We start from the raw sequence: 22965 nt of genomic DNA, 5'->3' as shown, positions 1-22965 counted from the left end.
CGCCCATGCTGAAAGTGGGCCTGACCGGTGGCATCGGCGCCGGCAAGAGCGAAGTGTCCCGGATGCTCGCCGGATACGGAGCCGTCCTCATCGACGCCGACCGGATCGCCCGCGAGGTCGTCGAGCCGGGCACCGCCGGGCTCGATGCCGTCGTCGAAGCGTTCGGCGCCGGCATCCTCACCCCCGAGGGGACGCTGGACCGGCCGAAGCTCGGCTCGATCGTCTTCGCCGACAGCGAGCGCCTCGCCGCCCTCAACGCGATCGTCCACCCGCTGGTCGGCGCCCGCTCGGCGGAGCTGGAGAAAGCCGCGGGCCCCGATTCCGTGGTGGTCCACGACGTGCCCCTCCTCACCGAGAACGGCCTCGCCCCCCTCTACGACCTGGTCGTCGTGGTCGACGCCGCGCCGGAGACCCAGCTCGACCGCCTCGTACGGCTGCGCGGAATGACGGAGCAGGAGGCGCGCGCCAGGATGGCCGCGCAGGCCACCCGGGAGGAGCGGCGCGCGGTGGCCGACCTGGTCATCGACAACGACGGACCGATCGAGGCCCTGGAACCGCAGGTCCGCTCGGTCTGGGGAGAGCTGGCCCGCCGCGCCGCGGCCGGCTGACCCCGGGCCGGAACACCGGCGGCCGGGCAGACGTTCACCTGACGGTGGACGAGGGAAGGATGCGACTGTGCCCGAGAGGAACCCCGAAACACACGTCATCGACTTCCGTGCGGCCGAGCAGCTGCTGGCGGCGCGCGACCCCCGGGGCGCCGTGCACCTGCTCGACTCGGTGATCGCGTCCCACCCGGAGAACACCGCGGCCCGGCTGCTGCGTGCGCGCGCCTTCTTCGCCGCCGCCCAACTGCGCCCCGCCGAGCTGGAGTTCGAGCTGGTCCTGGAACGGGAGCCGGACAACGCGTTCGCACACTTCGCCCTCGCCCGCACCTTCGAGCGCTCCGGCCACCCGGAGCGGGCCACCCGCCACTTCCGGCTGGCGGCGGCGCTCGACCCGAACCCGGAGTACCTGAAGGCGGCCCGCTTCGACGCGCAGGGCTGACCCCCGCCCGCCGACGCGGATACGGGACGCGCAGGGGGGGCCGACCCCCGTCCGCCCACGCGGATACGGAGGGCTGAGCGCTGCCTCTACTCAGTGCCCCTAGCGTCAGTGCCCCTCGCGTCAGTGCCCATAGCGCCCCCGGCCCCCGTGATCGGGTTCGTACGGCGGGACGGAACGGCCCGGCTGGTAGTGCGGCCCCTGGTGCAGGTGGTGGACGATCACGGTGAGGTCCACCAGGACGAGCACGAGCAGCACCCCGCAGGCCGCGGCCCACCCCGGCCGGTCGGTCAGTGTGAACGCGGTCAGGCCGAAGACGGCCCAGGCCAGGCCCCATAGACTCAGCCAGAGCCGCATCCGCAGAGGACTGCGGGCTGTCGTCGGTTCATTACCGGTACGCATGGCGATCGCCTCTCCTACCAGCATGAACCCGCGACGGCGTTTGTGCAGGAACCGACGGAAGAGAGTGGGGGCCGGCCGTGAACGGCGCAGCATGGGGGAACGCCGAGGTCCGCGGGGCCCGGGTCCGCGGATGTCTGCTGGGCGGGGCGATCGGGGACGCCCTCGGCAACCCGGTGGAGTTCCTGTCCCTGGCCGGCATCCGCCGGGCCCACGGGGAACAGGGCGTGCGGGGCCTCACCGCCGACGAGGAGGGGATCGTCGGACGGATCACGGACGACACCCAGATGACCCTCTTCACGGCCGAGGGACTGATCCGGGCGCACTCCCGGGCCCTGGGCAAGGGCATCGGCGGCGCCGAGACGGCGATCATCAGGAACGCCTATCTGCGCTGGCTGGACACCCAGAACCATCCCGCGCCGCCGGCCCGGGGCGGAGACGACCCCGTGCGGACCGGGTGGCTCAGGCAGCAGCCCTGGCTGTACGCACGCCGAGCCCCCGGAAACGCCTGCCTGACCGGCCTCGCCGCCGGGCACATCCCCGAGCCGGGGGCCCCGATCGGCGAGCCGGGCCCGGTGAACACCGGTTCCAAGGGCTGCGGCACCGTCATGCGCTCCGCCCCCTTCGGCCTCACCGGCCAGGACGGCCCCGAGGCCTTCGCGCTCGCCGCCCGGTGCGCGCAGATCACCCACGGCCACCCCACCGGCGCCCACGCCGCCGGAGCGCTCGCGGCGATCGTCGCCCATCTGCTGGAGGGCGACTCCCTGCCGGGGTCCGTCCTGCGGGCCATGGACCTGCTGGCCCGCCACCGGGGGCACGAGGAGACGACCGCCGCCCTGCGTGGCGCCGTCGAGCTGGCCGCGCAGGGAGCGCCTGGCGCCGAGAAGGTGGAGTCGCTCGGCGCGGGCTGGGTGGCCGAGGAGGCGCTGGCCATCGCCGTGTACTGCGCGCTGGTCCTGCCGGAGGCCGGTCAGGTGGGCGAGTCGCTGCTGCTCTCGGTCAACCACTCGGGCGACAGCGACTCCACCGGAGCGGTCTGCGGCAACCTGCTCGGCGCCCACCACGGCGACACCCACCTCCCACCCTCGTGGCTGGTGCGCACCGAGGGCCGGGCCCTGATCGCCGAAGTGGCCGACGACCTGTCCCTGGAGTTCACGCACGCCGTCGACTGGCCGCACGGGCGCTACCCCGGGTGCTGAGCCGGCGGGTCAGCCCGTCAGCATCGCCGCTCGCAGCGTCTCCACGGTCGCCGCGTCGAGCGTGATCCCCTCACGTACGTACGTGTCGACGTACCCCGCCCACGGGCCTCCAGCACCTCAGCGCGGCACCGGTGGCCCGTCGTTCGGTGTGACCGGTTCGTTCGGTGTGACCGGGGAACGCCGGGTGCCGACCGTTCGTTCGGCAGGCGTGAGCGAACGAGCGGTACGTGAGGGATATGCGGGGACGGGGCCCGGCGCGATCACCCCCGACGGCTGCGCGGTCGAGCTGTACGCGCGGCTGGCCGTCGGTGACGAACCGGATGTGATCGCGGCGGCCGTCCCCGCCGGATCGAGCATTCTGGAACTGGGCTGCGGGGCGGGCCGGGTGACGCATCCGCTGATCGGCCGGGGCTTCGACGTCACGGCGGTGGACGAGTCGGCGCAGATGCTGGAGCAGGTGCGGGGTGCGCGCACGGTGTGCAGTCCCATCGAGTCCCTGGACCTCGGCGACGAGACCTTCGACGTGGTCATGCTGGCGTCGTTCCTGGTGCACTCGGGCGACCACCAGGTGCGGGAGGGGCTGCTGCGGACCTGCCGGAGATATGTGCGCGACGGCGGATCGGTACTCCTCCAGCGCGAGGGCGAGGACTATCACGTCCGGCTGCCGCGCGAGCGTGTCCATCCGGCGGGGTACACCACGCGGATCGTCTCCTCCGATCCGGTGGGGGACGGGGTGCACTCGGTGCACGTCGGGTACGAGTTCGAGGACGCGCGCTGGACGCAGACCTTCCTGTCGAGGCCGCTGTCGAAGGAACAGTTCGAGGGGTATCTGGAGGCGGCCGGACTGCGGGTGGACCGCTATCTCACGGACGACGGCATATGGGTGCGGGCCGTGCCCAAGTAATCGGGACGCAGGGCGAATGCGCGAGCGCCGGAGCGATGAGTTTCGGTCGGGGAGCCGGTCTGACCTGGTGTGAGCGACACCGCGCACCGCTTCCCCGAGGAGACTCCCATGTCCGAGATCACGACGGCCCCGTCCACGCCGGCCGTCTCCACCGCCCCGTCCGCTGCCGCCGGCCGCCGTGTCCGGGGCGCCGTCGCGCTGGGTGTGGCGAGGTACGCGCTCGCCCTCTTCCTGGGTTTCAGCGGAATCGCCAAGCTGATCGCCCATGAGTCCGCCATCGAGTCCTTCGAGCGGATGGGCTGGGGCCAGGGCGCGATGTACGCCATCGGCGGGCTGGAGACGGCCGGGGCGATCGCCCTGCTGATCCCGGTGCTCGCCGGGGTGGCGGCCCTGGCCTTCTGCGGGCTGCTGGCAGGTGCGTCGATCGTCCAGCTGACGCTCCTCGACCCGCCGAACGCGGTCATGCCCGCGCTGCTCATCGTGGTGATGGTCCTGATCGCCCGGGAGCGCCGGGGCGAAACGGCGGCGTTGATCGCGTGGGCCCGCCGCGGTGCGTGAAGCCGACGCCGGTGCGGACACGCACCGGGTGCGCGACAGCCCGGCACCGCGCCGCATCCACCGGATGCCTGCGGTGCCAGGCTGCCGGGCACCCGGTGAGGCCGCGCGCCCGTGGGGGTCTGCGTCCGGCCCGTCGTCATCAGCGCGCCCGCGCGCTCGGGGCCGGTGCTGCCGGGCCCGCCACGCCGGCGGACCGCCGGATCAGTGGACGGTGGTGAAGCTGCGCCAGGGCGGCGCGCCGGGCGCGTTGACGTCGGTGAACGTGGTGGCGACATAAGTCGTACCCGGGCCGGTGCAGTTCGGTGTGGGGTACAGGATGATGTCGATCAGGGTTTCGTTGGAGACTTCCTTGGCCCCCGCGGGGGCGAGCCGGTGGCAGCCCTTCACCGCGGGGCTGTTCAGCAGGATCACGGCGTCCCGCTCGGTCGTGTAGATGACCGGGCCGACGGCGGTCCGGCCGAGGCCCGAGCAGCCTGCCACGGTGAGGGTCAGGAGCGCGGTCCCGGCGGCGATGCCGAGACGGCGGCGTCGGTGGTCGATCACGGGCATGGGCGGGTCCTCGTCTGTCTCGTCCGGATCATCCGTACGCACTCCGTCACGTCACCTCCGAACGCCACGGAGGGACGTGCTGACGCTGGTCACCCTGCCCGCTCCCGGGGGGCCCGGCATCCGGGAAGCGGCCGGGCGGGGGACGGGAGGACGGACGGAGGTTCGCCCGCTGTCCAGAGGGGGCATAACGTGGTAATAGCGCTCAATACGGCGTGAGGCAGATGTTCCGGTTCTCCCGGATGGCAGGGGGCCGTCATGGTCCAGGAGCTATTGATCGTGGTAGTGGCGGCGGTAGCGGCGGCCGCCTTGTACATGGCAGCGGCCGCGCGGGTCGTCAAGCAGTACGAGCGTGGCGTGGTGCTCAGGCTCGGCCGGCTCCGCAACGACGTGCGCGGGCCCGGATTCACCATGGTGCTGCCCGGCGTCGAGCGGCTGCGCAAGGTCAACATGCAGATCGTGACGATGCCCGTGCCGGCGCAGGACGGGATCACCCGGGACAACGTCACCGTGCGGGTGGACGCCGTCATCTACTTCAAGGTGGTCGACGCGGCGAGCGCGGTCGTCGAGGTGGAGGACTACCGGTTCGCCGTCTCGCAGATGGCACAGACATCGTTGCGTTCGATCATCGGAAAGAGCGATCTGGACGATCTGCTCTCCAACCGGGAGAAGCTCAACCAGGGCCTGGAGCTGATGATCGACAGCCCCGCGGTCGGGTGGGGCGTGCAGATCGACCGGGTCGAGATCAAGGACGTCTCGCTGCCGGAGACGATGAAACGCTCCATGGCCCGCCAGGCGGAGGCCGACCGTGAGCGGCGTGCCCGGGTCATCAACGCGGACGCGGAACTCCAGGCGTCCAAGAAGCTGGCCGAGGCGGCGTCGGAGATGTCCGCGGAACCCGCCGCGCTGCAGCTGAGGCTGCTCCAGACCGTGGTCGCGGTGGCGGCGGAGAAGAACTCGACCCTGGTGCTGCCGTTCCCCGTGGAGCTCCTCCGCTTCCTGGAACGGGCCCAGCAGCAGCCGGCCCCGCCGCAGCAGACCGGCCGGCCGGTGCCGCAGGCGGTGGACCGCCGGGCATCGGAGGCGCCGAGCGCGGAAGGCGTCCTGGACGAGGCGCAGCCCGTGGACCGTGCGCCGGAGGCGCCGAGCGCGGAAGATGTCCTGGACGAGGCGCAGCCCGTGGCCCGTGCGCCGGAGGCGCCGAGCGGGGCCGGGGAGTCCGCGCCGCCGACGGCCGAGTCCGAGGCACCGTGGGCCGAGCCCTCCGCACCGCCCCCCTCCGCGCCGCCGGCGGCGGGTCCCGGACCCCTGCGTCCCGCCGCGCCGGAGGCGCCGGCCCCGGCTTCCGGGCGGCCCCGCCCCGTCGGCTCGAAGCCGCTCACCAGACACTGACCCGGCGGTCCCCCGGGCGCTGCCCCGGTCATACTCCGGCCGCTGCCGGACCCCGTACGAGCTGCGGGCACGGCGGCGGCCGGTCCGCTGTCAGACCCCCCGCCTAGACTCGCGAGTCGAAGGGTGCCCGTGCCGGACAGGCTGACCAGGCACGCAGGACCGAGGACACAAGGGCTCACCAACGGGGCCCGGACGGGAAGGGGAGGAGGGAGCGTGGGCATGGGTATCGCACCGCCGCCGCAGGACGCGGCGGTCGGCCGTCTGCTGCGCTGCGCCGCGGTCTTCCTGCCCGGCACACTCCCACGCGAGGGGCGTATCGCGTTCTGGGACCCGGAAGGGCGCCCCCTGCCCGGCCCGGGCGACCTGTGGGGGCCCGGCGCAGAGGCCCCGGCGGGCGCCGCAGGACCCGCGGAGGCGGACGGCTCGGGGGTACGGTCCTCCGAGATCACCGTCGTCCGGCGCCAGGGCGACCAGGGCGACGTCCGACGGAGCACCGTGCCCGCCCTGCTTCTCCCGGTGGCCGAAGCCGTGCCCCTGCTGGCCCGGGCACGCCACCTGCGGTCCGCCCACCCCGCCACCCGCTGCTGGGGCGCCGCAGCCCTGCACGCACTCCACCTCGTGTCCCGCGGCCGGATGCTCCCCGGACTGACGGCCGACGACCACGACGCCTGGCGGGCCGGACCGCGCGACGCCGAGGACGTCGCCCATCTGCGCGCGGTCGCCGCCGCCATGCCCGCCGAGGGATACGCGGTCCCCTTCCCGGACCGCACCCCCCTTCAGGTTCCCGACCCCGTGCCGCTCATCGGCGCCTTCCTCGACGCGGTGGCCGACACCCTGCCCCGGACACCCGCGGCCGCCTTCGCCATGGGTGCGCCCTTCGCGGCCCGGGAGGGCCGGCACCTGCCCGGCGCGCGGGAGTGGGCCGTGGAGGTCGCGGCCGGACTGGACGCGGGCGTACGGGTGTCGCTGCGCCTGGACCTGTCCGCGTACGAGCTCTTCGACACGACCGGCGCCGATGACATGCGCGGCGACGCCGACGACACGGCCGACGGGCGCGCGCCCGTCGCCGCCCGGCACGCCGGCGCCGCCGTCACGCAAGTACACAGCCTCGCCGACCCCACCTACGTCGTGGACGCGGCCGCCCTCTGGAACGGCACCGCGGGCGAGCCCTTCGGCCCGCGGGCACAGATCGACGCCGTGCTGGCCCTGCGCCGCGCCGCCCGCGTATGGGCCCCGCTGGAACGACTGCTGGACCAGCCCGTCCCCGACGTACTCGCCCTCACCGAGGACGAGTTGCAGGAGCTGCTGGGCGCCGCGGGGGCGCGGCTCTCGGCCGCCGGAGTCAGCGTCCACTGGCCCAGGGAGCTCGCCCGCTCCCTCACCGCGGCCGCGGTCGTGAGGCCCGCGCCCGGCTCGGCCACCGACGGCACCTCGTTCTTCGACGCCGACCACCTCTTCGCCTTCGACTGGCAGCTCTCCCTGGGGGACCAGAAGCTGACCGAGGCCGAGATGGACGTGCTCGCCGAGGCGCACCGGCCCGTGGTGCGGCTGCGCGACCAATGGGTCGTCGTCGACCCCGCACTCGTGCGCAAGGCACGCAAGCGGGAGCTGGGCCTGCTCGACCCGGTGGACGCCCTCGCCATCGCCCTGACCGGCAGTGCCGAGGTGGACGGCGAGCAGGTCGAGGCGGTTCCGGTCGGCGCGCTGGAAGCGCTGCGCGCCCGCATCGTCGAGGACGACACCCTCATCGCACCGCCGCCCGGCCTCGACGCCACCCTCCGCGACTACCAACTACGCGGTCTGGCCTGGCTGGACCGGATGACGTCGCTGGGCCTCGGCGGCTGCCTCGCCGACGACATGGGCCTCGGCAAGACGATCACCCTCATCGCCCTGCACCTGCACCGCGCCCACCCCGCGCCCACGCTGGTGATCTGCCCCGCCTCCCTGCTGGGCAACTGGCACCGGGAGATCAACCGCTTCGCCCCCGGCGTCCCCGTGCGCCGGTTCCACGGCGCCGGCCGCACCCTGGCCGGGCCCGACGGCGGCTTCGTCCTCACCACGTACGGCACCATGCGCTCCAGCGCGGCCGAACTGGCCGCCCACAGCTGGGGACTGGTCGTCGCCGACGAGGCGCAGCACGTGAAGAACCCGCACTCCTCCACGGCGAAGGCGCTGCGCACCATCCCGTCCCCGGCCCGGGTCGCCCTGACCGGCACCCCCGTCGAGAACAACCTCTCCGAGCTCTGGGCGCTGCTCGACTGGACCACTCCCGGGCTGCTCGGCCCCCTCAAGGCGTTCCGGGCCCGCCACGCCCGCATCGTGGAGAACACCGGCACGGCCGCCGGGATCGCCAACGACGAAGCGGTGGAACGCCTCTCCCGGCTGGTCCGGCCCTTCCTGCTGCGCCGCAAGAAGTCGGATCCCGGCATCGCCCCCGAGCTGCCGCCCAAGACGGAGACCGACCACCCGGTCTTCCTCACCCGTGAACAGGCCACCCTCTACGAGGCCACGGTGCGCGAGACCATGGCGTACATCGAGGCATCGGAGGGCATCGCCCGGCGCGGCCTGATCATGAAACTGCTGGCCTCGCTCAAGCAGATCTGCAACCACCCCGCGCAGTACCTGAAAGAGGAACCGACCCGTCTCACCGGCCGGTCGGGGAAGCTCGCCCTGCTCGACGAACTCCTCGACACGATCCTCGCCGAGGACGGCTCGGTGCTCATCTTCACCCAGTACGTGACGATGGCCCGGCTGCTCTCCGCGCATCTCACCGCGCGGGCGATCCCCTCCCAGCTCCTGCACGGCGGCACGCCGGTGGCCGAGCGGGAACGGATGGTGGACCGATTCCAGTCCGGTCAGGTGCCGGTCTTCCTGCTCTCCCTCAAGGCCGCGGGCACCGGGCTCAACCTCACCCGGGCCGCCCATGTCATCCACTACGACCGCTGGTGGAACCCGGCGGTCGAGGAGCAGGCCACGGACCGCGCCTACCGCATCGGGCAGACCCAGCCGGTCCAGGTGCACCGTCTCATCGCCGAGGGCACCGTCGAGGACCGGATCGGCGAGATGCTGCTGGCCAAGCGGGCCTTGGCCGACGCCGTGCTCGGCACCGGCGAGAGTGCGCTGACCGAGCTCAGCGACCGTGACCTGGCCGATCTCGTCTCGCTCCGGAGGCCCGCATGAGCCCCCGCCCCGCTTCCGGACCTCCGGCGGCCGGCCGCCCCGATCCGCGGCCCGTCGCCCGCTCCCGGCCGGGCCCCGACGACCTGCGGCGGACGTTCGAGGCCGTGCCGGCGCGCACCTCCGGCGACGACGAGCCGTTCGCGGACAGCTGGTGGGGCCGCGCCTGGGTGGCGGCGCTGGAAGCCCTCTCGATGGACGGGCCGCGACTCTCCCGCGGACGCGCGTACGCGGACAGCGGGAACGTCGCCGCGATCACCGTCACCCCCGGCCGGGTCGTCGCCTACGTGCACGGCAGCCGCCCCCGCCCCTACCGCGCGGAACTCCGGCTGCGCACGCTCACCGACCCCGACTGGGACACCTTCCTCGACGAGGCCGCCGCCCGCCCCGGCAACCTCGCCGCACTGCTCGCCAAGGAGATGCCGCACTCCCTCGCCGACACGGCCGCCGCCGCCGGCATCCCCCTGCTCCCCGCGGCGGACGACCTCGATCCCGGCTGCTCCTGCCCCGACCGCGGCTGGCCGTGCAAGCACGTGGCGGCGCTCTGCTACCAGATGGCCCGCCTCCTGGACGCCGACCCGTTCGTCCTGCTGCTGCTGCGCGGCCGGGGCGAGCGGGAACTCGTGGAGGAGCTGGGCCGTCGCAACGCCGCCCACTCGGCGCGGGAGCGGCCCGCGGCGCCCGCCGCCCCGTCCGTACCGGCACGGGAGGCCCTCGCCGAGCGCTTCCTGCCGCCGCTGCCCGCCCCGTTCCCGGTGGAGCCGCATCCGGGCCAGCCGCCCTCGTACCCGGAGTTCCCCGGCGCACGGGATCCGCTTGCCCTGGACCAGCTGGCCACCGACGCGGCCGCCCGCGCCCACGCGCTCCTGACCACCGGCGTCGACCCGCTGGCCGGGCTCACGGCCTGGCAGGACGCCGTCCGGCTGGCAGCCGCCCGCCCCACGGCCGGACTCACCGCCACCACCCGCGCCCTCTACCGCGAACTGGCGTCCGCCACCGGCCGCACCACCACCGACCTCGCCCGGGCCGTCGCCGCCTGGCGCCAGGGCGGAGCCGAGGGTCTCGCCGTCCTGGAGACACCGTGGGACCCCCCGGCCGGCCCGTTCGACCGCGCCCGCCCGGCCCTCGCGGCGGCCGGCTTCCCCCGCTTCCAGCCGTGGCGCAACCACCTCAACCACCCCGGCGGCACACTCCAGCTCCGCTTCGGCCACGACGGCCGGTGGTACGGCTACGAGTCCGACCCCGGCGCGGACGAGTGGTGGCCCAGGGCCACGCCGGACTCCGACCCGGTGGGCGCGCTCCTGGAACTCAGCGGAGGCTGATCCGGGGCCGCCCCTTCAGCTGTTCAGGTACACGAGCAGGCCGATCACCAGCACGGCGAGGACGGGCAGCATGATCAGCCGCGCCTTGCGGAACGACTCGTCGTCCTGCTGCGCCAGCCCCCGCCCGGCGCCGTGGACGGACGCCAGGTGCTCCCCGGCCATGTCGATGATCCGCCGTGTCGTCAGCAGCGACGGCGACCAGTCGCAGTGCGTGCAGACGAGGAAGTCCCGGTACGGGTCGTACCGGAAGTCCCGCTCGATGTTGACCGTGAAGACCTGGCCCTCTTCGGTCGTCGCGGTGAAGTGACGTACGGGTGTGCCCATGCGGCGTGCTCCCTGCTGGTCGGCGTCCGGTGCCACGGCACCCGGCCGCGGCACAGTACCGGACGGCTCAGGAACCGCCCCGGGCGGGCAGCACGGCGTCGACGGCGGCAGCGGCGAAACCCGGCGGAACCGGCTCGCTGCGCAGCAGGGCCCGCATCCATACGGCTCCGGCGATTAGGTCGAGCAGCAGCTTGGGATCGACGTCCACGGGGAGTTCGCCGCGTGCGGCGGCCCGGGCGAACACCGGCTGCCCCGCCGGACGACTGCGCCCGCCGGACGACTGCGCCCGCCAAACCGCGGACATGGGCGTCGTACGGAAGCCCTCCGAGGACCGGGCGCGCACCGGTGCGCCACAGGCGCGGGGGCCGTCCGCGCCCGGCAAAAAGCGCTGGTGCGGCCCGTGTTGACGTTGCTAGATTCCGGGACGTGGCGAAACTCAATCAGATCATCGCAGTGGAGAAGGGCGTCAAGTCCAAGGCTCACCAGGACCTGACGGCGGCACATCACGGCCTCCAGAAGGCCGGACTGCTGGCCGGGATCTCCCGGACGTACCAGCCGAAGGACGAAGAGGGTGAGCAGCTGCCGCCCGAGTCGACCCTGGTGCAGATCAAGGCCGAGGACGTGCTGCGGGAGACCGCGGCGACCCTCACCCGTCTCTTCGACGTGACCGCCACGAAGGACTGGGCGAACTGCGCGGCCCGCGCCGACGTCTCGGTCGACGGACGCGTGCTGGTGAGTGACGTGCCGGTGTCGTACCTGCTCTTCCTGGAGAAGCAGCTCACCGACATCAACACCTTCGTCCGCAAGCTCCCGGTGCTCGACGCCTCCGAGGCGTGGACCCAGGACCCCTCGACGGACTCGTGGAAGACCGAGCCGGTGCGGACCCTGCGTACGAAGAAGGTCCCCCGCAACCACGTGAAGGCGGAGGCCACCGAGAAGCACCCGGCGCAGGTCGAGGTGTACTACGAGGACATCCCGATCGGTTACTGGACGACGGTCAAGTTCTCCGGGGCGCTGCCCGCGCGGCGCATCAACGAACTGCTCGACCGGGTGGAGAAGCTCCAGCAGGCCGTCAAGTTCGCCCGCGAGGAGGCCAACGGCGTGGACGTCACGGACCAGCGGGTGGGTGATGCGGTCTTCGGTTACCTCTTCGGATGAGGTGACCGACCATGGAATCCCCGGCGGCGGCCGACGCGGCCGGGGTGCGCGAGGAGCGCAAAGCTGAAACTGAAGTTTGTCGTGACGACGCGGTTCAAGTGGAGGTTCGAGTCCTCCCCCCGGCACTTTTCGTACCTCCGGTACGGACGCGCGCCGGGGTGGCCCAAATGGCAGAGGCAGACCGCGATCAATCTCAGACTCTTGCTCCAGACTCAGCATGCGCCGCCTATCGCCGGATCAACCGGGCCCGTGCCCGTGCGCGTCGAGATGCCGGTTCGACTCCGGCCCGCGGAGCTTCGGTCTGCGGTCGTCTAAAGGCAGGACGCGGCGACATAAAACTGACACGGGACCTTTAAAAGTGCCGGCGTGCCGTACAGGCGGCAATCACAGGGCTCGGGGGCCGGCTACGCCCCCGGGCCCGCTCCCGTTCCCGGGCCCCGCGTCACGCCGCTGCGCGTAGCGACACCCCTCGGCCGGCGAAGAAGCGCTCGAACGCGGCCAGGGGAAGGTCCGCGGCCCGGGTCGCGGCCGTCGTGCCGGACGGGTTGTGGAAGTGGACGCCCGCCCCGTCGGCCGTGCGGGACGTCACGAGCACCAGGTGCCCGCCGCGTCCCGGGGCGGGCCGCCGCGGGTGGCGGATCGCGTAGTGCACCGACGCCATGACGGACCTGCCCTCGTCCAGCAGTTCCAGGATCTCCGCCGGTGCGAGATGCCGGTGCACCGTGGCGTCCAGGCCGTGCTTCTCCCGTGCGTACGCGGCGAAGGGCGCGTAGACCAGGCCCCGGATCACCCCGTCGTCGTCCTCCGTGTACGCGCCGTACCCCAGCGCTCCGTCCCGGAGCGCGAAGAGCGACGGGGCGTCGGCGCCCAGCGCCATGCGCAGACAGGTCATCCCGCACAGATGACCCGCCCAGCGTGCGTACTCCTGCGGCGAACGGGCTCCCGACTCCGCCCAGGCGGGATCGGTGACCGGATCGCGGCCGCCCTCGACGATCGCGCCGACGAGGTCCGGGGAGGCGAACTGGGTGTGGACGGGGGTCAGGCAGTCGGGGCAGCTCACAGTCGGTCGGAATTCCCTTCTCACCGGCGGCGGTTCGGTCCGGCAGCCGTCACATCCGGGCGGGGCTCACTGACGGTATCCGGCCAGGAAGCGGCCGATCCGGCTGATCGCCGCGTCAAGATCGTCAGCGTACGGGAGGGTCAGGATCCGGAAGTGGTCGGGCCGCGCCCAGTTGAAACCGGTGCCCTGTACGACCTGGATCTTCTCGCGCAGCAGCAGGTCCAGGACGAACTTCTCGTCGTCGACGATCCGGTGCACCTTCGGGTCGATGCGCGGGAAGGCGTACAGCGCGCCCTTCGGCTTCACGCAGGACACCCCGGGGATCTCGTTCAGCTTCTCCCAGGCGCGGTTGCGCTGCTCGTACAGCCGGCCCCCGGGCACCACCAGTTCCCGGATCGACTGGCGGCCGCCGAGCGCGGCCTGGATCGCGTACTGCGCCGGGGCGTTGGGGCACAGGCGCATGGAGGCGAGCATGGTCAGCCCCTCCAGATAGCTGCGGGCGTGCTGCTTCGGACCCGACACCACCATCCAGCCCGAGCGGAACCCGGCCACGCGGTACGTCTTCGAGAGACCGCTGAAGGTGAGGCAGACCAGATCGGGGGCGAGGGTCGCCACGCTGTGGTGCTCGGCGTCGTCGTACAGGATCTGGTCGTAGATCTCGTCGGCGAACACCATCAGGCCGTGCCGGCGGGCCAGGTCGAGGATGGCTTCCAGGACCTCGCGCGGGTAGACGGCGCCGGTCGGGTTGTTCGGGTTGATGATCACGACGGCCCTGGTGCGGTCAGTGATCTTCGACGCCATGTCGGCGAGGTCGGGATTCCAGTCCGACGCCTCGTCGCACACGTAGTGCACCGCCTTCCCGCCGGCCAGCGTCGTCACCGCGGTCCACAGCGGGTAGTCGGGGGACGGGATGAGCACCTCGTCGCCGTCCTCGAGCAGCCCCTGCACCGCCATCGAGATCAGCTCGGAGACGCCGTTGCCGAGGAAGACGTCGTCGACGCCGACCTCCGTCAGCCCCATCGCCTGATAGCGCTGCGCCACGGCCCGGCGGGCGGACAGGATGCCGCGCGAATCCGTGTAACCGTGGGCCTGCGGGAGCATCCGGATCATGTCCTGGACGATCTCCTCCGGCGCCTCGAAGCCGAACAGGGCCGGATTGCCCGTGTTCAGCCGCAGCACGCTGTGGCCCGCCTCCTCCAGGGCGTTGGCCTGTTCGATGACCGGTCCCCGGATCTCGTAACAGACCTCGTTGAGCTTGCTGGACTGGCGGAATTCCATGCGGTGCCTCCCCGACCCGATTGCGATACTTGGTTTTACCAAGCTCGGGCTTGGAAAGTCCAACAACATGTCTAGACTGCGTCGCATGCCACGTCAGCAACAGCCCGAAACCCGCCCGGCCCGCCGTCGGAGTTACGACCAGTTCTGTGCCGGCGCCAGGGCCCTGGACGCGGTCGGCGACCGGTGGACCCTGCTGATCGTCCGTGAACTGCTGGCGGGCCCCCGCCGGTACACCGATCTGCATGCCGACCTGCCCGGGGTGAGCACGGATGTCCTGGCCTCCCGGCTCAAGGACATGGAGCAGGGCGGGCTCGTCACCCGTCGCAGACTGCCGCCGCCCGCGGCGGCGTCGGTGTACGAACTCACCGAGCGGGGCCACGGGTTGCTGCCCGTCCTCGCGGCGCTCGCCGAGTGGGGGGCGCCGGCCCTCGTCGAGCGGCGGCCCACGGACGCGGTCCGGGCACACTGGTTCGCCCTTCCGCTGCTGCGCGTGCTGGAGGCGTCGGGGGGAGCGGAGGCGGGCGGGGGCGGGGTGGTCGATGTGCGCCTGGACGAGGGCGAGTTCCACGTCCGTACGGGGAAACCGGAGGCGGGAGAACCGGTCTACGGGGACGGGCCCGCCGCACGCGCCGATGCGCGGATCACGCTGGACGCCGAACTGTGTCTGGCGCTGGGGCGGGGCGAGCTGACGTTCGCCGAAGCGGTGAAGGACGGGCGGATCGAGGTGTCCGGCGACGGACCGCTGGCCGTGGAACTGCGCGGCGCGTGACGGGCGCGGTGGCGTGATTCATGCGGTCGACTTCTGGGTAGCGTCGGGGCATTTGGGATGTCCGGGGCGCCGACAGGGAGGAGCCGACCGTGAGATCTGGCAGACAGCAGGAGCATCTGAGCCGACAAGGGCGGACGGGCCGTACGGGCCGACGGGGACCGGTGAGCCGCGAGGAGTGGCCAGGCCGTGAGAGGTGGCTGAGCCGCGAAGGGCGGCGGGGACCGGCGGGCCGTGGGGGGCGGCTGGGCAAGGCGCTCGTCATCGCGGGCTGTGTGGGCGCGCTCGGCTTCGTACCGGCGGCGGCCGTCGCCACCCCCGGCAGCGGGGTGAGCGGCACCCTGGTGGCGGAGGGCACCTCGGCGGGCAAGCTGAAGGTGAAGGCGCCGAAGGGGCGCACCGACGTCACCTTCCGGACGATCACCGTCGAGCCGGGCGGTTCCACCGGCTGGCACACCCACCGCGGCCAGTTGATCGCCGTCGTCAAGTCCGGGACGCTGACCCGCACCCTGGACGACTGCACGGTCGAGGTGACCCCTGCGGGCACGTCCTTCATCGAGCCGTCCGGCACCGGCCACCGCCACATCGGACGCAACCTGGGCACCGAACCCGTCGTCCTGTGGGTGACCTATCTGCTGCCCGAGGGCAGTCCCCTCTCCGACGACGCCGACGCGGTGGACTGCGGCGGGAGCGAGTAGGGCCCGGCACCCGCCCACTGGCGCCCCGGCCGGCGTGCCGCCGGGCGCCGACCGTCAGCGGGCGAGTGTCTCCCCGTACGCGCCGAGGCCGGCGATCACCAGGCCGTCGCGGAAGGTCAGCACCTCGTACACCCGGCCGCCGATCTGATTGCGGTAGTCGATCACCAGCGTGTCGACGCTCGCCCGCACATCCATCACCTCGAACGCGAGGTCGGGGATGAGCTCCAGCCCCCGCGACCAGTACGCGCGCAGCTCACTCTTGCCGTGGACCGTGCCGGAGGCGTCGCCGGTGAACCGCGCGATCATGGGGGAGCTGAACGTCACGTCCTCGTGATAGTGCGCCAGAACGCGTTCCAGATCGTGGGAGTTCCAGTCGTCCTGCCACTGCGTGGCGAACTTACGGGCGAATGCGAGGTCCATGGACCGGATCGTAGGCGACGGGACCGAAGAGGGCTCGACCATTCCGGCTACGGGAGGGAGCCGTGGGAACGAGCATGGAGGCCGTGGGGGAGTGGTGGGCGGTCGTGGGTGAGGGGGAACCCGGGGGCCTCGACCCGGCGTGCCGCCCCGCATCGGCGCAGGAGTTGCCCAGGGCGCTCGGCGCCGGCTGCCCGGGTTCGCGGGCGAAGTCGCACGGCTCCCCGCCCGGGGACGGCGGCCGCGGTGTGCCGTTCCGCTTCGCGAGCCCCACGGTGCCGGACGACGGTCCCCGGCGCTGGGACGGCCGTCGCTGAGACGGTCATGATGGGCACGTGCGATTCGAAGCGATCACCTGGGAGCGGCTGGCGGACGAGCTCGCCGCGCACGCCGACGCGCTGAAGCCGGCCGACGGCGGACCCTGGCTCAAGATCGCCGTGGACGGCGCCCCGGCCGCCCGGACCGGCGAGCTGGCCGAGTCGCTCGCCCAAGGGCTGCGGCTGCTCGGCCGGGCCGTGCTCCCGGTGTCCACGGCGGGGTTCCTGCGGCCGGCCAGTCTCCGGTACGAGTACGGCAGGCGCGACCCCGACTCGTACTACGGCAGCTGGTTCGACACCGGGGCCCTGTGGCGTGAGGTGTTCGGCCCGCTGGAGCCGGGCGGCAGCGGGCGGGTGCTGCCCGACCTGTGGGATCCGGTGACGGACCGGGCCACGCGGAGCGCGTACCGCCACCTGCCGGAGGGCGGAGTGCTGGTCCTGCACGGGCCGTTGCTGCTGGGGCACTGGTTCCCCTTCGACCTGAGCGTCCATCTGCGGCTGTCGGCGGGTGCGCTGCGGCGGCGTACCCGCGAGGACGAGCAGTGGACCCTGCCCGCCTTCGCCCGTTACGAGGACGAGGTGGCGCCCGCCGGGAGCGCGGACGCGGTCGTCCGGGCCGACGATCCGCACCATCCCGCCTGGACGGGGCTGCGGCAGGACGGGTAGGCAGCGGCGGCGGTGTCACTCCCGGGGCAGCGGAGGCCGGCCGCCCACGGTGGTGACGGCCTCCGCGCCTGCCCGGCACCCCACCGCCACGGCCGTCGCGTCGTCGGCGCCCGCCAGCCGGGCCGCCAGGAAGCCTCCGGTGAACGCGTCGCCGGCCCCCGTGGAATCCACGGCCGCGGACACGGGTGCGGCCGGAACGCGAGCGGTCACCGTCCCCGCCGTGGCCAGCAGCGCGCCGCCCTCGCCCAGGGTGACGACCACCTGACGGACCAGCAGGCTCAGTTTGGCGGCGGCGTCCGCCGGGTCGGGGAGCCCGGTGAGCAGCCGGGCCTCGTCCGCGTTGGGCAGCAGGAGATCCGCACCCTCCGTCAGCGCCAGGAACCGGTCGACGCCCAGTTCGGCGAGGAATCCGGCCGACGCCGGGTCGATGCTCACCGGAATGTTCCGCCGCCCGGCCTCCCTCAGCGCGAGCAGGGCCGTCGCGCGGCTGGTGGCGGCGAAGAGGAGATAGCCGGACAGATGGAGATGCGCGATGCCGTCGAGCATCGAAGGCGACCAGTCGTCGGGCGCGAGCCGCAGTACCGCCCCGCTGTCGGTGAGGAAGGTGCGCTCGGCGGACGGATCGACCAGCGCGACGACGGTGCCCGTCGGTGTCTCCTCGTCCACGGCCAGCAGCGCGCGCACTCCCGCGCGTCGGAGCAGGTCCCGGTGCCAGTCCGCGGAGTCCGCTCCGACCCGGGCCACCAGCCCCACGTCCCGGCAGCCCGAACGCACGGCCCAGCACGCCACGTTGGCCCCGGCGCCGCCTGCGCGCGTCCGGATCCTGGCTGTCGTGTCCGTACCGTGGACCAGCGCCGAACCGTGCCGTGCGACCACGTCCGTGACCACCTCCCCGACGACGAGAAGGCCGCCGGTCACCGGGCGGCCCAGGCGGTGGCGATCCGTGCGGCGAGCGCCACGTTGCCTCGGACGGCCGCCAGGTTGGCCTCCAGCGAGGCGCCTTCGGTCCCCCGCATCAGATGGCCGAGCAGATAGGGCGTGACCGCCTGTCCGGTGATGCCGCCCTCCCGGCACGCCGCCAGCGCCTCGGCCAGCACCCGGTCGTGCAGGGCGGGGTCCAACTGCTGCTCCCGCGGCACGGGGTTGGCCACGATCAGAGCCGCCCGCGGACCGCCGAGCGCGTCCTGCGCCGCCATCACCTCGGCCACCTCCTCGGGCGACCGCACGGTCCAGTCGACGGGCTCACCCGAACTGCTCAGGTAGAAGCCGGGGAACCGGTCGGTGCCGTAGCCGAGCACGCCGACCCCGAGCGTCTCCAGACGCTGCAGCGTGGCGGGCACGTCCAGGATCGACTTCACTCCCGCGCAGACCACGGTGATGCCCGTCCGCGCCAGCAGCCGCAGGTCCGCGGACTCGTCCTGCGTCTCGGTCCAGCCCCGGTGTACGCCCCCGAGGCCGCCGGTCGCGAAGACGCGCAGGCCCGCCCGTGCGGCGAGGAAGGCGGTCGCCGACACCGTCGTCGCCCCGCTCGCGCCCGTCGCGAGTGCCGGTGCGAGGTCGCGGTGACCCAGCTTGCGCATCGCCGGGTCCTCGGCGACCCGTTCCAGCTGGTCCTTGTCCAGCCCGACCCGGGCGCTGCCGTCCAGCACGGCGATCGTGGCGGGCACGGCACCGGCCGACCGCACGACGCCCTCCAGTTCCTCGGCGACCCGCAGATTGCGGGGGCGGGGCAGGCCATGGGCGATGATCGTCGACTCCAGGGCGACGACGGGCCGGTGCGCGGCGAGGGCGGCCCGTACCTCCGGGGAGAGGACCGGAGCGTAGGGGGCGGTGTCGAACGACTCGGTCAGTGACATGTCCACATCCCTGTCGCGGGCGGGCCGCACTCAAACGTGTGCCGTCCGGGGCGGCCGGAAGTTGCTCCGTTCCGCGTCCGCCCCGGGGCGTGAGGCCGTCCTTCAGCCCGTCCTGGTGGCGAGACGCCCGGAAGCGGTGGCTAAGGTGACCGGCCATGACCCCATCTGATCAAGCTCCCGTCTCCTCCTTTGCCGTGCACATTCCCGACGCCGAACTCGTACCGGAACCACTCGCACCTGAACAGATCGTCTCCGGTGCACCCGAAGTCACCGGCAAGGTGCTGTGGGAGTCGGCCGACGGCAAGCAGGTGCGTGGGATCTGGCAGATCACGCCGGGTGTGGTCACGGACACCGAGGCGGACGAGCTGTTCGTCGTCGTCAGCGGGCGCGCGACCGTGGTGGTCGAGGGCGGTGCCACGCTGGAGATCGGACCCGGCGACGCCTGCGTGCTGCGGGAGGGCGACCGTACGACGTGGACCGTGCACGAGACGCTGCGCAAGGCGTACCACGTCAGCGTCTGAGCGGCTCCGGCCCCGGCTCCGGCCCCGGGCCCCGGGCTTGAGGCCCGGTCTCGGGAGGGGCGGCCCGGCTCGGGGCGGTGGCCCCCGGGGTCAGGCCTTGGCGCGGCCGGCGAGGGTCCGTCGCAGGGCCAGTGCGGCCATCGGCAGCAGCAGGGACGCGCCGGCCAGGTTCAACCAGCCGTAGCCGGCCTGGGAGACGATCACCCCGGCGACCGCCCCGCCGATGCCCGCCGCCGCGTTCATGGTCAGGTCCGACAGACCTTGTACGGCGGCGCGCGCGGCCTGCGGCACGGAGTCGGTGAGCAGCGCCGAACCCGCGACCAGGCCCGCGGACCAGCCGAGCCCGAGCACGAACAGGCCGGCGGCGGTCCTTCCGTGTGCGGCTCCCGCGGTGCCCGCGAGCAGGGCGGCGAGGGCGAGCAGCCCCGCGGCGAGCCCGATGACGGTGAGGCGGCCGAAGCGGTCCGACAGCCAGCCCATCACCGGCGAGAACGCGTACATCCCGGCGATGTGGCCACTGATCACCAGGCCGATCAACTGGAGGTCCGCGCCGTGGTGACCGAGGTCGACCGGCGTCATCACCATGATCGAGACCATCGCGGTGTGCGAGACGGCCACGGTCACCAGGGCGAGCCGGGCCATGGGCGACGCCCGCACGGCCGCGACCCCCGCGCGCAGCGAACGGCCCCCGGCCGACGGGCCCTCCTGCGGGGCGGCGAGGGCGCGGGCGGTGAGGAGTGGGTCGGGCCGCAGCAGCGCCGCGACCACGACGGCCGCGAGCAGGAAGATGCCGGCAGCCCAGACGAACGGGCCGGCCGTCTCCGAGACGCCGGTACCACGGAAGACCCGGCCCGCCGGGGCCGCGATGTTGGGCCCGAGCACCGAACCGATGGTGGTGGCCCAGATGACGGTCGAGATCGCCCTTCCGCGCCGGTCGGGCTCGGCGAGATCGGCGGCGGCGAATCTGGCCTGCAGGTTGGCCGAGGACCCCGCCCCGAATCCGGCCATGCCGAGCAGCAGCAGCGGGAAGCTCTCCACCACGGTGGCCAGTACCACGAGGCCGGCACCGAGCGCGCCGATCAGATAGGCCAGCACGAGCCCGGGGCGGCGGCCCCGCGAGGTCATCAGCGCGGCCAGCGGCAGCGACAGCAGGGCCGTGCCGGTCACCGAAGCGGTGGGGGCGAGGCCCGACAGCGCCTCGGAGCCACTGACCCGAGTCGCCAGCACGGGGGCCAGGGCGATGCCGATGGGCACGCCGAGGCCGCCGAGTATCTGACTGGTGATGAGTACGGCGGACGTCCTGCGTCGGAGTCCGGGCAGATCGGCCGCGGTGACCGCCCCGGGACTTGGTTCGCCGGGGGTGCCGGGAGCATCGAGGGTGTTGGTCACCGAGGCAGTGTGCCAGGTGGCCCCTCCACACTGAACAGGGCGGACGACACCGGCGGGCGGCGGCCGGGCAGAAGCGCCCGAGGAGAGCCGGTGGGCGGGGCGGGCGGCTTCTGTCCGCCCCGGCCGGAACACCCACGTATGCGTCCGCCGGGCGACCAACAGCGGAAACCGCCGCCCGCCGACAGGACCGTGGCTGAGGCCGCCGTCCGCCGTCTGCCGTCAGGACAACGGCGCTGAGGCTGCCGTCCGTCGTCCGGACAATGGCTGAGGCTGCTGTCCGCCGTCGGACCGACGGCTGAAACCGTCGTCCGCCGTCAGAACAACGGCTGAGGCAGTACTCCCTCCAGAGCCAGCAGCTGCCGCTTGGTCTCCAGCCCGCCGCCGAACCCGCCGAGCCCGCCGTCGCTCTCCACCACCCGGTGGCAGGGCACCACGACGGGCAGCGGGTTCGACCCCATGGCCGCGCCGACCGCCTGGGCCGCCCCGGGCTGCCCCACCCGCTCGGCGAGGTCCCCGTACCCGGCCACCGCGCCGTACGGCACGCCCGCCGCCAGCTCGCGGAGCACCTGACGGTTGAAGCCGCTCGTCAGCGACCAGTCCAGGTCGAGAGAGAACTCCCGCAGCGTGCCCGCGAAGTACTCCGCGAGCTGGCGTATCGGCTCGGCGAGGCGTGCGGAACCGGGCGCCTCCACGGGCTCCGCGCCGAACCGGGCGGCCAGCCGCTCCAGAGCCCGGTCCCGTACAGCCGGCCGGGCGTGGAAGACCACGGTGACCAGGCCCGTATCCGTCGCGGCCAGCATGAGCGGTCCGATGTCGCTGTCGACGACGGCCCACTCGACCACCCCGTTGCTGTTCATGACCACCACCGTACGACCGCCCACTGACAACGGACGGTGGCGGGCGGCCGTCACCGCGCTTCCCGGCGACGCTGAGCAGCCCGGGGCAGCAGGCCTGAGCGGCCGCCGCCGGCGCGCAGCGGTCAGTCGGTGGCCTCACGCACCACGTCGGGAGCGTTGGTGATGATGCCGTCCACGCCGTAGCCGGCCATCCGCACCGCGTGCTCCGCGTCGTCGACCGTCCAGGCGCTGACCTGGAGCCGCTTGTCGTGGGGGCCCTTCAGCGCGTGTACCGCCGCTACGTACGCGCTCGTGACCGAGGCGTACGCCGGGTTGATCTGGTCGGTGAACTCCGCGTACGAGGGCAGAGCGGCGACGGCCGGGGTGCCGAGGAAGCCGGTGATGACGTCCGGGTGCTGCTCGTGCACCGTGCGCACGCTGCCGGCGCCGAAGCTCTGGATCACCAGACGGCTGCGCACGTGCTCGCGGTCGAGCCACCCTTCCTGACGCAGGACCCGCAGGGTCGCCTGCTCGATCCCGGGATAGATCTCGGGACTCTTGATCTCCAGGAGCAGGTTCTGGTGGTTGCGCCCGATCCGGACCAGGTACTGCCGGAGGGTGGGCACCCGTGCCCCGGCATGCGCGGGAGCGAACCAGCTGCCCGCGTCCAGCCTGGCGATCTCGGCTGCCGTGAAGTCCTTGACCGCCCACGGCGCACGGTCCGGGAAGATCTCCTCGGCGTCCGTGGTCCGCTTCAGGCTGGTGTCGTGGACGACGACCGGTACGCCGTCCCGGGACAGCTGGACGTCGTTCTCCACCCAGTCGAAGCCCAGGTCGTCGGCCTTGTCCACGGCCGCCAGGGTGTTCTCCGGCGCGTACGCCGACGCTCCCCGGTGGGCGATGACGAGCGGGTCGTCCGTCCGGGGCCCGGACCCGTCGCTCACCGTCCGGACGCCGGCCGCCGCCACGGGGCGGTCGGCCGCCCCGGCGTCCCTGCCCGGTGCGTCGGCGGTCGTACCTGACAGCAGCAGCGTGCCGGCGCCCAGCAGGGCGGCGGCAGCGACGGAGGCGGTAGCGGTGCCTGCGTGCACGTGGACTCCTTGCGTCGGAGTTGCGGACGGCCCGAGGGTCCCAGCCGTCC

26 protein-coding genes and 1 tRNA gene are annotated in these 22965 nt (G+C 73.2%); 15 read left to right on the top strand and 12 right to left on the bottom strand.

The window, feature by feature from the left end:
• Positions 1-5: 5 nt before the first annotated feature.
• Together coaE and ABZ454_RS07825 are read left to right on the top strand one after the other, a co-directional pair.
• Positions 6-608, top strand: coding sequence for a dephospho-CoA kinase (gene coaE, locus ABZ454_RS07830; protein WP_359536520.1), 603 nt, complete (start codon positions 6-8; stop codon positions 606-608).
• Positions 609-675: 67 nt separating this feature from the next.
• Entirely contained in the window at positions 676-1044 is a 369-nt protein-coding gene (locus ABZ454_RS07825) for a tetratricopeptide repeat protein (protein ID WP_356324215.1), read from the top strand.
• A 120-nt stretch (positions 1045-1164) separates the two neighbouring features.
• On the opposite strand, the gene ABZ454_RS07820 is transcribed toward ABZ454_RS07825, so the two are convergent.
• Complete coding sequence (locus tag ABZ454_RS07820; RefSeq protein WP_356324213.1) at positions 1165-1443, bottom strand: DUF6343 family protein; 279 nt, start codon at positions 1441-1443, stop codon at positions 1165-1167.
• 77 nt (positions 1444-1520) lie between these two features.
• On the opposite strand from ABZ454_RS07820, the gene ABZ454_RS07815 reads away from it, so the two are divergent.
• The 3 genes from ABZ454_RS07815 to ABZ454_RS07805 all read left to right on the top strand — a co-directional run bounded on the left by ABZ454_RS07815 (position 1521) and on the right by ABZ454_RS07805 (position 4101).
• Positions 1521-2639 (top strand): ADP-ribosylglycohydrolase family protein, encoded by a 1119-nt coding sequence (locus ABZ454_RS07815; RefSeq protein WP_359536519.1) that lies wholly within the window; start codon positions 1521-1523, stop codon positions 2637-2639.
• Positions 2640-2847: 208 nt separating this feature from the next.
• Positions 2848-3543, top strand: a complete 696-nt coding sequence (locus tag ABZ454_RS07810; protein WP_359536518.1) for a class I SAM-dependent methyltransferase — start codon at positions 2848-2850, stop codon at positions 3541-3543.
• 108 nt (positions 3544-3651) lie between these two features.
• Positions 3652-4101: a DoxX family protein gene (locus ABZ454_RS07805; RefSeq protein WP_359536517.1), complete on the top strand. Its 450-nt coding sequence runs from the start codon at positions 3652-3654 to the stop codon at positions 4099-4101.
• Positions 4102-4302: 201 nt separating this feature from the next.
• On the opposite strand, the gene ABZ454_RS07800 is transcribed toward ABZ454_RS07805, so the two are convergent.
• The gene (locus tag ABZ454_RS07800; RefSeq protein ID WP_359536516.1) at positions 4303-4650 is read right to left on the bottom strand and encodes a hypothetical protein; all 348 of its coding nucleotides are present in this window, start codon (positions 4648-4650) and stop codon (positions 4303-4305) included.
• A gap of 255 nt (positions 4651-4905) precedes the next feature.
• Here ABZ454_RS07800 and ABZ454_RS07795 point away from each other — a divergent pair, with 255 nt between their 5' ends.
• The 3 genes from ABZ454_RS07795 (at position 4906) to ABZ454_RS07785 (ending at position 10538) form a co-directional block, all read left to right on the top strand.
• Positions 4906-6039: a slipin family protein gene (locus ABZ454_RS07795; RefSeq protein WP_359536515.1), complete on the top strand. Its 1134-nt coding sequence runs from the start codon at positions 4906-4908 to the stop codon at positions 6037-6039.
• 219 nt (positions 6040-6258) lie between these two features.
• Positions 6259-9219, top strand: a complete 2961-nt coding sequence (locus tag ABZ454_RS07790) for a DEAD/DEAH box helicase (RefSeq protein WP_359536514.1) — start codon at positions 6259-6261, stop codon at positions 9217-9219.
• Positions 9216-10538: an SWIM zinc finger family protein gene (locus tag ABZ454_RS07785; protein WP_359536513.1), complete on the top strand. Its 1323-nt coding sequence runs from the start codon at positions 9216-9218 to the stop codon at positions 10536-10538. The genes ABZ454_RS07790 and ABZ454_RS07785 overlap by 4 nt, the downstream gene beginning before the upstream one ends.
• A 15-nt stretch (positions 10539-10553) precedes the next feature.
• On the opposite strand, the gene ABZ454_RS07780 is transcribed toward ABZ454_RS07785, so the two are convergent.
• Positions 10554-10862, bottom strand: coding sequence for a hypothetical protein (locus ABZ454_RS07780; RefSeq protein WP_359536512.1), 309 nt, complete (start codon positions 10860-10862; stop codon positions 10554-10556).
• A gap of 67 nt (positions 10863-10929) precedes the next feature.
• Positions 10930-11205: a TetR-like C-terminal domain-containing protein gene (locus ABZ454_RS07775; protein WP_359536511.1), complete on the bottom strand. Its 276-nt coding sequence runs from the start codon at positions 11203-11205 to the stop codon at positions 10930-10932.
• An 83-nt stretch (positions 11206-11288) separates the two neighbouring features.
• On the opposite strand from ABZ454_RS07775, the gene ABZ454_RS07770 reads away from it, so the two are divergent.
• Entirely contained in the window at positions 11289-12020 is a 732-nt protein-coding gene (locus ABZ454_RS07770; RefSeq protein ID WP_136328681.1) for a hypothetical protein, read from the top strand.
• A gap of 38 nt (positions 12021-12058) precedes the next feature.
• Positions 12059-12145, top strand: a tRNA-OTHER gene (locus ABZ454_RS07765).
• A 317-nt stretch (positions 12146-12462) separates the two neighbouring features.
• Here ABZ454_RS07765 and ABZ454_RS07760 read toward each other — a convergent pair.
• Both ABZ454_RS07760 and ABZ454_RS07755 read right to left on the bottom strand, forming a co-directional pair.
• The gene (locus ABZ454_RS07760) at positions 12463-13080 is read right to left on the bottom strand and encodes a peptidase (protein ID WP_359536510.1); all 618 of its coding nucleotides are present in this window, start codon (positions 13078-13080) and stop codon (positions 12463-12465) included.
• A gap of 66 nt (positions 13081-13146) precedes the next feature.
• Positions 13147-14358 (bottom strand): pyridoxal phosphate-dependent aminotransferase, encoded by a 1212-nt coding sequence (locus ABZ454_RS07755; RefSeq protein ID WP_356321622.1) that lies wholly within the window; start codon positions 14356-14358, stop codon positions 13147-13149.
• Between the two features lie 85 nt (positions 14359-14443).
• On the opposite strand from ABZ454_RS07755, the gene ABZ454_RS07750 reads away from it, so the two are divergent.
• Positions 14444-15127: a winged helix-turn-helix transcriptional regulator gene (locus ABZ454_RS07750; protein WP_359536509.1), complete on the top strand. Its 684-nt coding sequence runs from the start codon at positions 14444-14446 to the stop codon at positions 15125-15127.
• Positions 15128-15324: 197 nt separating this feature from the next.
• Positions 15325-15822, top strand: a complete 498-nt coding sequence (locus ABZ454_RS07745; RefSeq protein ID WP_359536717.1) for a cupin domain-containing protein — start codon at positions 15325-15327, stop codon at positions 15820-15822.
• 54 nt (positions 15823-15876) lie between these two features.
• Here the strand turns inward: ABZ454_RS07745 and ABZ454_RS07740 are convergent, their stop codons facing one another.
• Positions 15877-16242, bottom strand: coding sequence for a nuclear transport factor 2 family protein (locus ABZ454_RS07740; protein WP_356321624.1), 366 nt, complete (start codon positions 16240-16242; stop codon positions 15877-15879).
• Positions 16243-16304: 62 nt separating this feature from the next.
• Between ABZ454_RS07740 and ABZ454_RS07735 the strand changes: the two genes are divergently transcribed.
• Together ABZ454_RS07735 and ABZ454_RS07730 are read left to right on the top strand one after the other, a co-directional pair.
• Positions 16305-16556, top strand: coding sequence for a hypothetical protein (locus ABZ454_RS07735; protein WP_359536508.1), 252 nt, complete (start codon positions 16305-16307; stop codon positions 16554-16556).
• An 18-nt stretch (positions 16557-16574) separates the two neighbouring features.
• Positions 16575-17222 (top strand): uridine kinase, encoded by a 648-nt coding sequence (locus tag ABZ454_RS07730; RefSeq protein WP_356321627.1) that lies wholly within the window; start codon positions 16575-16577, stop codon positions 17220-17222.
• A gap of 15 nt (positions 17223-17237) precedes the next feature.
• On the opposite strand, the gene ABZ454_RS07725 is transcribed toward ABZ454_RS07730, so the two are convergent.
• Together ABZ454_RS07725 and ABZ454_RS07720 are read right to left on the bottom strand one after the other, a co-directional pair.
• Complete coding sequence (locus tag ABZ454_RS07725; protein ID WP_359536507.1) at positions 17238-18140, bottom strand: sugar kinase; 903 nt, start codon at positions 18138-18140, stop codon at positions 17238-17240.
• Positions 18137-19078, bottom strand: a complete 942-nt coding sequence (locus ABZ454_RS07720) for a pseudouridine-5'-phosphate glycosidase (protein ID WP_359536506.1) — start codon at positions 19076-19078, stop codon at positions 18137-18139. The genes ABZ454_RS07725 and ABZ454_RS07720 overlap by 4 nt, the downstream gene beginning before the upstream one ends.
• 155 nt (positions 19079-19233) lie before the next feature.
• Here ABZ454_RS07720 and ABZ454_RS07715 point away from each other — a divergent pair, with 155 nt between their 5' ends.
• On the top strand, positions 19234-19599 hold the full coding sequence (locus ABZ454_RS07715; RefSeq protein WP_359536505.1) for a cupin domain-containing protein: 366 nt from the start codon (positions 19234-19236) through the stop codon (positions 19597-19599).
• A 90-nt stretch (positions 19600-19689) separates the two neighbouring features.
• Here ABZ454_RS07715 and ABZ454_RS07710 read toward each other — a convergent pair whose 3' ends face one another.
• The 3 genes from ABZ454_RS07710 to ABZ454_RS07700 form a co-directional block, all read right to left on the bottom strand.
• Positions 19690-20988, bottom strand: coding sequence for an MFS transporter (locus tag ABZ454_RS07710; protein ID WP_356321631.1), 1299 nt, complete (start codon positions 20986-20988; stop codon positions 19690-19692).
• A 314-nt stretch (positions 20989-21302) separates the two neighbouring features.
• Entirely contained in the window at positions 21303-21845 is a 543-nt protein-coding gene (locus ABZ454_RS07705; RefSeq protein WP_359536504.1) for a methylated-DNA--[protein]-cysteine S-methyltransferase, read from the bottom strand.
• A gap of 122 nt (positions 21846-21967) precedes the next feature.
• The gene (locus ABZ454_RS07700; protein ID WP_359536503.1) at positions 21968-22915 is read right to left on the bottom strand and encodes a glycerophosphodiester phosphodiesterase family protein; all 948 of its coding nucleotides are present in this window, start codon (positions 22913-22915) and stop codon (positions 21968-21970) included.
• Positions 22916-22965 lie beyond the last annotated feature (50 nt).

Origin of the sequence: Streptomyces sp. NPDC005803 (genome assembly GCF_040630435.1) — a bacterium.
Taxonomy (GTDB): Bacteria; Actinomycetota; Actinomycetes; order Streptomycetales; family Streptomycetaceae; genus Streptomyces.
The sequence above is the reverse complement of the archived record's forward strand: the minus strand, read 5'-3'. Positions and strand labels throughout refer to the sequence as shown.